Annotated in this window: 9 protein-coding genes; 8 read left to right on the top strand and 1 reads right to left on the bottom strand. The window is 61.4% G+C overall.

Annotation, left to right across the window (positions count from 1 at the left end; genetic code table 11):
• The first annotated feature begins 486 nt into the window (after positions 1-486).
• The 8 genes from ABIC52_RS11395 to ABIC52_RS11360 all read left to right on the top strand — a co-directional run bounded on the left by ABIC52_RS11395 (position 487) and on the right by ABIC52_RS11360 (position 9,435).
• Positions 487-639 carry a hypothetical protein gene (locus ABIC52_RS11395; RefSeq protein ID WP_354027366.1) on the top strand — a complete coding sequence of 51 codons (153 nt, stop codon included), beginning with the start codon at positions 487-489 and terminating at the stop codon, positions 637-639.
• 138 nt (positions 640-777) lie between these two features.
• A complete protein-coding gene (locus ABIC52_RS11390; RefSeq protein WP_354027365.1) occupies positions 778-2,373 on the top strand; it encodes an RHS repeat-associated core domain-containing protein in 1,596 nt (531 codons plus the stop codon).
• Between the two features lie 9 nt (positions 2,374-2,382).
• Positions 2,383-2,895, top strand: a complete 513-nt coding sequence (locus ABIC52_RS11385) for a hypothetical protein (RefSeq protein ID WP_354027364.1) — start codon at positions 2,383-2,385, stop codon at positions 2,893-2,895.
• 193 nt (positions 2,896-3,088) lie between these two features.
• Positions 3,089-4,567, top strand: coding sequence for an RHS repeat-associated core domain-containing protein (locus ABIC52_RS11380; protein ID WP_354027363.1), 1,479 nt, complete (start codon positions 3,089-3,091; stop codon positions 4,565-4,567).
• A gap of 558 nt (positions 4,568-5,125) precedes the next feature.
• Positions 5,126-5,989 (top strand): RHS repeat-associated core domain-containing protein, encoded by an 864-nt coding sequence (locus tag ABIC52_RS11375; protein ID WP_354027362.1) that lies wholly within the window; start codon positions 5,126-5,128, stop codon positions 5,987-5,989.
• Between the two features lie 600 nt (positions 5,990-6,589).
• Positions 6,590-6,838: a hypothetical protein gene (locus ABIC52_RS11370; RefSeq protein WP_126890047.1), complete on the top strand. Its 249-nt coding sequence runs from the start codon at positions 6,590-6,592 to the stop codon at positions 6,836-6,838.
• 1,000 nt (positions 6,839-7,838) lie between these two features.
• Positions 7,839-8,096: a hypothetical protein gene (locus ABIC52_RS11365; RefSeq protein WP_354027361.1), complete on the top strand. Its 258-nt coding sequence runs from the start codon at positions 7,839-7,841 to the stop codon at positions 8,094-8,096.
• A gap of 655 nt (positions 8,097-8,751) precedes the next feature.
• Entirely contained in the window at positions 8,752-9,435 is a 684-nt protein-coding gene (locus ABIC52_RS11360) for a hypothetical protein (protein ID WP_354027360.1), read from the top strand.
• A gap of 362 nt (positions 9,436-9,797) precedes the next feature.
• On the opposite strand, the gene ABIC52_RS11355 is transcribed toward ABIC52_RS11360, so the two are convergent.
• A complete protein-coding gene (locus tag ABIC52_RS11355) occupies positions 9,798-9,971 on the bottom strand; it encodes a hypothetical protein (RefSeq protein WP_354027359.1) in 174 nt (57 codons plus the stop codon).
• Positions 9,972-11,066: the final 1,095 nt, after the last annotated feature.

Genomic DNA, 11,066 nt, shown 5'->3' with positions numbered 1-11,066 from the left:
AAGTCTACCCTTGGAATTCGGGACGCATTCAACGGTCACAAAGCTCTCCCTAAACACGGTCGCCGCCCTAGCCATCGCTTGGGAGAGTGGGGAATCAGTCCAATTCCCTGTCATTAGTCCCAGAAACATTTTCAATATGCCCGCTGGAACGGAATACGTTGAATCCATGGTCAAATCGATAGAAGTGAAATAAGTGCACACCAGCTAAGTCTTCGGTAGTAACCCTTGTAACGAAGGGCGGCGCCAGGGCGTTACAGTATCGGCGTAGTCGTTGTCGAGCGGTAAGCCGCAAGGCACGAAACACGTGGTCCGGTCCCAGTCCGAGATAGACGTGCTCCTTGGGCCCGAGGAAATCCGGATTCGCTCGTGGTGGTGGAACAAGCGCATCCAGCTCGAGCGGACCCGGTGCCTGAAGATCGACGGGTACAGCGTTCCCTCAACCGTGGGTCACAGAGCCCGCTGTACCCGGTCTACTGGCATTGCCGGATGCTCGTCCTGACGATGTGGGAGTACCGCGAGACGATCTGCTCGCGGAAGGTGGCACGGCGGATCCAGGACGCGGTGTTCGCGGCGCGGGACAAGATCACGCTGCTGTCCGGCGGGCACGGGAGCCCGCTGGGCAAACGGCGCCGCCACTGAGGCGCGGCGATCCGTGAGATGCGCATGAAAGGCTGACGCTGATGCAGGAGCCCTGGTGTGTTAATGAGGACGACTTCGACCGTGCCCAAGCCCTTCGGACGATGCTCGACAGCTTTCAAGCACCGAAGAAACTGGTTGGTGGCGTACCCGGCGGGCGCCGGGAACGCCGGCAACGGCACCTCGGTGGCGGTGTCGAAGGACGGTGCCGGTGCGCTGACGGGGTTGGCGTGGTCGTTCCCGAACAGTCAGCCGCAGCTCACCGATCAGGTGGTGCGGTCGCAGTCCGGTGACGTCCTGCAGGACACCACCGCGCTCGGGACGACCTCGAACGTGTCGTCGTACTCGTACGACACGGCCGGGAGGCTCGTGGCCGCGTCGATCCCGCGGCACCGGTTGACGTACGGGTTCGGGACCAGCTCCTGCGCCCAGTCGGGTGCGGTCGCTGCGGCTGGGAAGAACGGGAACCGAACCGCTTCGTCCGACCAGGTCCTCGACACCGCCGGCAACCCGGCGGGTTCGGCGACGCAGGTCGCATCCTGCTACGACGCAGCGGACCGGCTCATCGGGACCACGGTGACGAACCCGGTCACGGGGGCGACCCCGGTGAACCAGTCCCTGACCGGTGCGCAGTTGGTGTACGACGCGCACGGGAACACGACCACCCTCGCGGACGAGAGCCTCGTGTACGACGGGCAGGACCGGCACGTGCAGACGGCCCTGGCGGACGGGTCGAAGGTGTCGTACGTGCGGGACGCGTCGAACCGGATCGTGCAGCGCACCGAGCAGACCCCGGACGGGTCGAGGACGGTGACGCGGTACGGGTTCACCGGTGACGGTGACACCCCGGACTTCGTCTACGACGGGGCCAGCAAGCTGACCGAGTGGGACCTTCCGCTGCCGGGCGGTGTGACCGCGGAGTTCCGAGGGGCGGGTGCGGTGTGGTCGTATCCGAACATCCACGGGGACATCGTCGCCACGGCTGACGCCGTCGGGCAGCTCGCGTCCCAGGTGTTGCCGGTGTACGACCCGTTCGGTCAAGTCATGGACCAGACCACCGGCCTGTTCGGCACGGCGACGGCGAACCAGGCCGGCCCGGACACACAACAGGGCAACGCCGACTACGGGTGGCTCGGGCAGCACCAGAAGCTCAGCGAACACCTCGGCACGATCGCCACGATCGAGATGGGTGCCCGACAGTACGTCGCAGCCCTCGGACGATTCCTGCAGGTCGACCCCGTCGAAGGCGGCACCGACAACGCGTACGCCTACGTCAACGACCCGGTCAACGCGTTTGATCTCACTGGTGAATGGTCGTGGAAGAAGCTCATGACCAACGCCAGTAAGATCGGTAAGTCGATCACCGACAGTAGGTTTGGGAAAGCGGCATTCTTCGTATGTGGCTTCATTCCGGTCACGGCTGTCTCGGTTGCTTGCGGCGCCGTGCAGGCGCTCGCCTATGTGGCACAAGGAAGATACGGCGAGGCGGCCGTGGCAGCCATCGGCATGATTCCGGGGGCCAAGCTCGCATCCGGCCTTGAGAGGGCAGGCCGATCTGTGATAAAAGCCGGGATCCGACGAGCGTATCGCACGGGTGTTCGGGTTCATCCGTCGCGTGTCCGTGCGCAAGTGCGGGGTCTCCGGTGGAGGGCGACGGCGGTCAGCAATGCAATCTTGACGCCTTCTTCAGAATGGTTGTCCAACCGGAAGTGGATTAAAAATCTGAAGCACGGTTAGGGAAAACCTATGAAACTAGAACGCATAAAAGGCACGCGCCGTGCATCCATCTGCTTTGCGCTGATCTTCAACGTGTGCTTTGATGCGGCACTCGTCGTGCCGGTGACCTCAGACCCGGGCTCCTTTCCTTGGGTAGAGCTGGGCATTGCAAGCGCGTTGTTGCTGTGGCTCATGCGAGCTTTCTTCATGGGCATTTTGATCAACGACCGGAAATTGCGAGTTCATGGCTGGTATCATTACCGCGATTTCCCACTTGAGTCCATAGAGCGTCTTGAGATCGATGGGTACAGCGGTGGTTTGAATGGCTACTTGCAAAGCAACATCGACCCGTTCTATCGGTTCGGCAGGATGCTGGTGCTACGAGTGAATGGCAAGGAGAAGGAGTTTCCGACGGCTTTATTTTCAAGGCGAACGGCCGACCGGGTGCAGGAATCGCTGCTGGCGGTTGCTCCGTGGATCCGGCTGACGTCTGGGGAGCACGGGAGCGTCAGGGGCAAGCGCGCGAAGCGGCGACAACGGTGAAGGGACCCGGGATCGATCCCCAGCTGCCGAGAGACGCTGACCAGCGCTGCGACGTTCGTGTCCGAACAGGTAACTGGTTTTCGAATCGGCAGCAACGGAAGGTTCCCTCGCGCTACACCACACGCCGGGTGCAAGGGAACTTGCTGAGTCGCATTCTCTTCATCGGTGGCTTGCTTGCTTTGGCTCTATCTGGGTGGTCCGGTCGCAGTCGGGTGACGTCCTCAAGGACACCACCGCGCTCGGGGCGGCGTCGAACGTGTCGTCGTTCTCGTACGACGCGGCCGGGAGGCTCGTGGCTGCGTCGATCCCGCGGCACCGGTTGACGTACGGGTTCGGAGCCAGCTCCTGCACCCAGTCGGGTGCGGTCGCTGCGGCTGGGAAGAACGGGAACCGGACGTCATCATCGGACCAGCTCCTCGACACCGCAGGGAACCCGGTCGGGTCGGCAACGCAGGTCGCGTCCTGCTACGACGCCGCCGACCGGCTCCTCGGCACGATGGTCACGAACCCGGTGACGGGGGCTACCCCGGTGAACCAGTCCCTGACCGGATCCCAGTTGGTGTTCGACGCGCACGGGAACACGACCACGTTGGCGGACGAGTCCCTTGTGTACGACGGGCAGGACCGGCATGTGCAGACGTCGCTGACGGACGGGTCGAAGGTGTCGTACGTGCGGGATGCGTCGAACCGGATCGTGCAGCGCACCGAGCAGACCCCGGACGGGTCGAAGACGGTGACTCGGTACGGGTTCACCGGTGATGGTGACACTCCGGACTTCGTCTACGACGGTGCCAGTAAGCTCACCGAGTGGGACCTTCCGTTGCCGGGCGGGGTGACCGCGGAGCTCCGCGGGGCGAGCGCGGTGTGGTCGTACCCGAACATCCACGGCGACATCATCGCGACGGCCGATGCCGCCGGGCAGCTCGCGTCCCAAGTGTTGCCGGTGTACGACCCGTTCGGTCAGGTCATGGACCAGACCACGGGCCTGTTCGGCACGGCGGCGGCGAACCAGGCCGGCCCGGACACACAACAGGGCAACGCGGACTACGGCTGGTTGGGGCAGCACCAGAAGCTCAGCGAGCACCTCGGCACGATCGCCACGATCGAGATGGGCGCCCGACAGTACGTCGCAGCCCTCGGACGGTTCCTGCAAGTCGACCCCGTCGAAGGCGGTACCGACAACGCGTATGCCTACGTCAACGACCCCATCAATGATCGGGACTTGACGGGCGAGTGGTCGTGGACAAAATTCGGCAAAACGGCGAGGTCTTGGGCGAAGACTCTCACTGACAACCCGGTCGCCAGTACCATCTTCTTCGCATGTGGCCTAATTCCAGGACTCGTGTCATTGGCTTGCGGTGTTGTGCAAACCGCCGCCTATGCTGTCCAGGGAAACTATGGCATGGCGGCTGTTTCGGCAGTTGGTATTGTCGGCGGATCATGGGCCACGAAGGGGCTCGTCCTCGCCAGTCGCGCAATGCGAGCGAGTCATGTATCTAAGGTGTTCGCGGCAGGACGAGTCGCTACGCGTAGCATCTCGACGAAGATTAGGAGAGGCGCCGCTTGGAAAGCAAATGCAGTCAGTAACGTTGCAGGAACCGCTATCGGCGCGCACGCGCAGAATAGTCGGTGGAGCAAGAAGACAGTGTGGAAGTATTGGGAGAAGCGATGAGTAGGCGGTTGAAGGGAAGCGCGCGAGGGGCTCTCGTTGCGGCTGCCTCCTTGGGGCTACCAGTCCCAATGGTAGTCGTGCTTGCTTCAGTAGGGACCGGTCTTACTTTGTATAACTTTCTCTTATTTATTCCGGCCACCCTTCTCATTGCGCGTGCGTCGATGATGGGCATCTATTTGCACGGGGAGTACGCCAGCGTTGTCTCCTGGTATCGAACGTACAGAATTGCGAGGGCTGAGCTGACTTCGGTTCAATTAATGCCCTACAGTGGGTTAATCAACCGCAACGCGGAGAGTGGCATCGATCCCCTCTGGCTATTCTGCCGAATGTTGCGCTTGAACACTGATGCCCGGGGAGAGAAGGAGTACCCGGGTACGATCAGCTCTCGCAAAACGGCTGAGTCACTTGCTCGGCACCTACGTTCGTGGGCGGGCCTCTTCGAACCGGACCATTCGCAGGGCGCACGCCATGTTGGGAAGGGCTAGCAACCGCTCAACAGTCTTTGCCGGATTCGCTGGTCTCATAAGTTTCACGAGCCCTAGTTCGTATTGGACGCCTTTGGCGGCGGGGCAATCAGAATACGGCAACCGGACGTCCTCGTCGGATCAGCTCCTCGACGCCGCCGGGAACCCGGTCGGTGCGGCGACGCAGGTCGCGTCCTGCTACGACGCCGCGGACCGGCTCCTCGGCACGACGGTGACGAACCCGGTGACCGGTGCTACCCCGGTGAACCAGTCCCTGACCGGGTCCCAGTTGGTGTACGACGCGCACGGGAACACGACCACGTTGGCGGACGAGACGCTCGTGTACGACGGGCAGGACCGGCACGTGCAGACCGCGCTGACGGACGGGTCGACGGTGTCGTACGTGCGGGACGCGTCGAACCGGATCGTGCAGCGCACCGAGCAGACCCCGGACGGGTCGAAGACGGTGACCCGGTACGGGTTCACCGGTGACGGGGACACTCCGGACTTCGTCTACGACGGTGCCAGCAAGCTGACCGAGTGGGTCCTGCCGCTGCCTGGCGGGGTGACCGCGGAGCTGCGCGGGGCGAGCGCGGTGTGGTCGTACCCGAACATCTACGGCGACATCGTCGCCACGGCTGATGCCATCGGGCAGCTCGCGTCCCAGGTGTTGCCGGTGTACGACCCGTTCGGTCAAGTCATGGACCAGACCACCGGCCTGTTCGGCACGGCGACGGCGAACCAGGCCGGCCCGGACACACAACAGGGCAACGCCGACTACGGGTGGCTCGGGCAGCACCAGAAACTCGGCGAACACCTCGGCACGATCGCCACGATCGAGATGGGCGCCCGCCAGTACGTCGCAGCACTCGGACGGTTCCTGCAAGTCGACCCCGTCGAAGGCGGCACCGACAACGCGTACGCGTACGTCAACGACCCCGTCAACGCGTCGACCTAACCCCACAGTCGGGGTGTAAGAGAAGTTGCGCCGCCCTGCGAAATCACTCGGTGTTGAAACGGAAGCTAGGTCGGGGTGCTGCGCGTGCCGTGAACTGGGAGAGGCGGCTGAATGGAATCTCCAACGTACTCGGTACAATATCCGCAGTAAGTGGCTTCCTGGCATTTATTCCAGGCTTGCAGTTCATGGGTGCAGTATCGCTTATCACTGCAGCCATTGGTGCGGCAATTGATTGCCGGCACGGACTCAATGCAGGGTGCGCGACGAGCATCGGTGGCTTAGCTTTCGAAGTTGCCGGGAAATTTGCCCGAGTCGAAGCTCGCCTAGGGCCCATCACCAGCCACGCTGCGCGAAACATCGATAACGTCTCCAATGTGTTGGGCTATCATTACGGCGTCGTAAACAACATCAGAGGATGGGCGGGTTATGCGGGACGCCGTTAGGCCGTCGGCCTCTCGCGCTGTGGATCTGGGCGCGATTGCCACACTCGGTATATTCCTGTTCCTCGGAATAGCTCTACTCCTCGGGTGGCTTTCGCACGCCTCTGGTACCCCGAGTCGACTGCAAGGAGGTCTTTCGATTGCGGCAAACGTGTGTGTCGTGATCTGCTTCGTCCCCTTCAGTTCGGCGGCGATCTGGTTCTACATCAGGGCGATGATCCTCGTGAAGCGTGAGGAAGCGAATGGATATTCAATCGGCGCCTACAACAGTGGTCGGGTGCGTGTCATCGATGCGCGGACAGGGCTGATCCTGAGGGAACCGGATGACCCTCCCTTGACAGACAGGAAGGATCTTGCTGCGGCCAGACAGCGTGCTCTCGCGAAAGACCGGCTCAAACGCCCCGAGTAATTGGATCAATGGACTGAATGCTGGCTGCGCTACGAGTGCGGGTGGCTTAGTGTTCGGTGGAGTTGGTCGGGCCGCGGGAACGCTTGCCCGAGTCGGGAGGATTTCGGCTCGAGCCGCGCGTAACGTCGACAACGTTGTGGGTTACCATTACGGCGCCGTGAGTAATGTTCGAGGATGGGGTCCTTCTGCGCGACGTCGTAGGGCAACGCGGACTACGGGTGGCTCGGGCAGCACCAGAAGCTCAGCAAACACCTCGGCTCGATCGCCACGATCGAGATGGCGCCCGACAGGACGTCGCAGCCCTCGGACGGTTTCTGCAAGTCGACCCGCTTGCGGGTGGAGCGGCACCGACAACGCGTATGCCTACGTCAACGACCCCGTCAACGCCTTCGATCTCGACGGCAAGAAGGCCTGGACGCTTGGAGACGTGGTGAACGTAGCGGATAACGTCAGTTCCGGCCTCGGCGTGGCAGCGCTGTTCGGCTGTGGTTTTTGCGGAATCCTTTCGGCAGTCCTCTCCGTCGGCGTTGCCGCATACAAGCTGTCGAAGGGACAAATCAGGCTGGCTTGACCTTGCCGGTGCGGCCAGCTTCGGCGTTGGTCGAGGTATCGAGTTGGGCGTCAAGGCATACCGGGGCGCTCGAGCCGCTTCTAAAATTGGTAGGGTAGCGCAAAAAGCGACCGCGTCCGCCCGCGCGCGCGGCCCGAGTCGGAGAATACGTCGTCGGGTCTCACAAGAATGCTGACTACATGTTCGGGGCTGTGCAGGGAACGTCGTGGATCCATCGCTCGGTCAACAGCAGAGATTCGTGGTTGTATCCACTACGGCGGAAGCGGGGGTGAAGATTTGGGGATAGTTGGGTTGGTGCTATTTCTAGCAATCACGGCGATAGTGTCGCTTCTGGGGGTCGTCGAGGATCGAAGAAATGCTTTGCGGCGTGCGTTCCGAAGCAAGTCTCCCCTTTGGGGGGTATATTCCGACGAAAATATAAAAGCGGCTATGCTCGCGCCCGGACGCCCCCTGATCGTCGTGCGCATTGAGGAATCCGAACGATACTTGCAGTGGCTCTTCGTCGATGATGACGGAGCTTACGCGGTCGAGACCTACAGACTTGACTCGAGGGCCGGGTTCGTCGATCCGCGTTCGGGGCTCAACCTGATTGAATTGCGCGCTATCACGCAAAAGGCGCGATTGCCAACCGATGCGCGGGTCAGATACCGTATCTGGTCGGACTATTTCGACACTTTCGGTGGGTGAAGCTATCGTGCACCGAGGCTAGGAATCGAGTTGCTCGACCGGCCCAGGGCAATGCTGCGCATGAGCGGGACGCTTCTAAAGTAGGAGGCATCGTCCCAGGAGTGAATGCCATTTGTGTCACGTCAGCCATCATGACCGGAGTCAGCGCCGCCGGCCCGATCGAAAAACGATCTCGATGGCCGTACCGCGATTCCGGCGGGAGGCATAGGTACTTGGGGAGGTTTCGCTGGTCTGGGCGACACCCTTGCAGGCTTCGGGACGGCGGCATAGGCTCTCCTCGGCGTTGGCGGCGTTTTCAGCCGCGCGCAGGCGACAGTCAAGTAGTTGGCGTCGCACACAAACCCGCAAAAGATACTCCTGGTAATCACATTGTTTACAAGATTTGCAAGAATCAGTGTAATCCGTTCAGCGATGCTGTCGATTACGAGTATGACATCCCCAGAAACGGCGAGTCGCGTCCAAAATCACAAATACGCACGTGCAACTCGTACTACGGACGCGGGGAGTACGTCGTTGGGGGTTGTGGGTGGCAAGTTGTTCAGCAGGGTCTGAAGACTAATTATCAGGCCCGATTGAAAGAAGAAAGATTGATTCGGGCCTACTATGACCGGCACGGACGGAAATGCCCGCCCGGGCATCGAGGAAGGGTATGCACGTGAGCAAGTACCCGCTGGGGATCGGAGGAGCCATTCGGGAGTGGCGGTTCCGCAGGCGGAGGGTGTTCGACCTCACCGTGCGGAGCCACTGCGACGGAGAATGGCCGGAGGAACCACCGAGGCGGACAGCGAAACTCTTCCACGAAGAGGCGTTCACTGGCCCTGCAACCGGTCCTCTTCTCTGCTATCGGCGACGGTTGCAATTGACGGAAGACCCGCAGACTTTGTTCGGGAGCGTCGATAGGACATTATTCGGTGGGCGAGGTGCTGTTCCGCGCGGGCCGGTTGGCGAGGGGCTGTTTGATACGGTCCAGGCTGTCTCTGAGGATGTCGCACGTGCACCGCTGGTGTCGAACGCGCAGATCACGAACGAGCCTGTGCCCGCGGTGGAGTTCCTGCACGCTGCAGCAATGGTCCGGCCCGATGGCGTCGGTGCGGTCATGGTCCGTGCAATGCTCGCGGAGCCAGCGGACGAGGTGTTCATTTGGGTTCTGGCGCACAACCAAGAACCCGAGCAGGAGGTGACCGATCACGTAACTTCGTACTTGCGTGATCGCGGCCTGAAGGTGAGCAAGCAGTTCATTGAGTACATCCGCTTGCCTTACATGCACCCGATCGGCGACCTGCCGCAAGTATTCGACCTTTCGATCCGCTCGACTAGGCGACAGGCGACTCGTCGGTAATTCTGGATCAAGCACGAGTTGCAGCGGTCACGACACGGAGGATGCAGCTTCATCAACATAGGATTACATCTCGATCGCTCGATCAAGGTGACCACTCGGATGTGTTCACCCGCCCGCCTTGACGGCTGGCTGCATCGCGACGACCTTTAGGAGGCCTTGCTTGCCGATAACCCGCCGCAACTATAGGTGTCCACGTCAGCATGCTACCTTGCGGCCTGGCTACGACTTGGTTTTACTTGCGATGCTTCAGCCTAGCAAGACGCGAGGAGGCACATGGGTATGGCACGGGATTGTACAATCCGCGTAAGGTCCGTATAGTTGATGTCAAGACCGGACTGACTCTTCGTGAGGCTGATGATCCTTCATTCGAGAATCGCGCCGAGATTGCCGCTGCCCGATAAATAGCGATCGTTCGGGCGAATGTCAATGGGAAGAGTTGAATGCGAGTTCGTGCCGCAGGGAGGTTCGCGCGCATACTCAGCGGATTCATCTGCTTGGTGATGGCCGGAGCCGTCACGAATGGTGTCTTCGGCCACTACGGCGCGCCCTCGCGAGGTGAACTGGTGCTGTGGGGTGTCGCAACATCCATACTTGCTCTCATCGTCGTTCGAGCGGCGATGATCGGAGTTTGGGTGGGACCAGCGCGAACTCGAGTCAGGGGATGGCTCTTCTCAGTCCGCTTCGACAACAACCAATTTCGGCGAGTGTCGAGCGTTGGCTACAGCGGACTGCTCAACGAAGGTAATCTCGACGGCTCGGCACGATTTCTCAAGGCACTGGTTTTCGATGTGCACAGTACTCGCGGCCCCCGCCAGTACTACTTCGCTGGCTTGATCGCTTTCAAGCGCGCTTCGGAACGGCAAGTGTCCGAGATTGAACATCGAATAGCTGAAACCCAGCGGTCGCCCACAGGGGAGAGATAGTCAGACCGTCGGTTGGGGTGATGCTCGAGGGAGCTGGCCGGGCCGCGGAAATGCTTGCTCGAGTCGGAGATAGCTCGGTTCCTTCCGCACGCTGTCGACGACGTGTCGAACGATGCGGCTCATCATCACGTTGCTGTGAACGATGTTCAAAAGTAGGTAGTTGTGCGCGACCTCGTCAGGCCGTCAGCGTCTCGCGCGTCTGAGCGCTGCGCGGTGTCGGCTGGTGGCATGGTGTTGTTCTTTGCCCTAGCAATGATTCTTTGGTGGGTCTCCCGTCGCGATGCGGTACCTCGGGACCTTCGGGATGCATCGTGGATCGGAGCGAATGCGTGTGTTTTCGTCGCGATCATCGCTGGCGGCTTGTCAACTGCCTGGTTCTCCGTTAGGCGCTCAGGCTTGCTGAGCAGGAGGAGTCGCGCGGGTACTCTACGGGGGCTTTCAACCCGCGAGCGGTGCGCATCATCGATCCCAAGAGCGGCTTGGTTCTCCGCGAGGCGAACGACCCGGTACTCAAGACCCGACAGGAAGTCATGGAAGCGCGAGCGTCCGCTTCGGAGCGGTTCGATGCGCAAACGGCGAAGTGCGGCTGCGCGAGTGGCAACTCGACTCCAACCGTCGGCGGTGAAGGTCGTGGTGACTCGTGAAGTTTCTGGCTTTTCCGGCCGGCTATCATCGTCGGGCGGTCGCCGATGCCGTAGATCGGGGTGC

It is taken from the genome of Curtobacterium oceanosedimentum (genome assembly GCF_040545555.1).
In the GTDB taxonomy this organism is placed as follows: Bacteria; Actinomycetota; Actinomycetes; order Actinomycetales; family Microbacteriaceae; genus Curtobacterium.
The sequence above is the reverse complement of the archived record's forward strand: the minus strand, read 5'-3'. Positions and strand labels throughout refer to the sequence as shown.

Excerpts from the sequence above, each read along its gene's own strand:
- ABIC52_RS11395 (WP_354027366.1), top strand. The coding sequence starts at position 487 with ATGCTCGTCCTGACGATGTGGGAGTACCGCGAGACGATCTGCTCGCGG.
- ABIC52_RS11385 (WP_354027364.1), top strand. The coding sequence starts at position 2,383 with ATGAAACTAGAACGCATAAAAGGCACGCGCCGTGCATCCATCTGCTTT.
- ABIC52_RS11365 (WP_354027361.1), top strand. The coding sequence starts at position 7,839 with ATGCTCGCGCCCGGACGCCCCCTGATCGTCGTGCGCATTGAGGAATCC.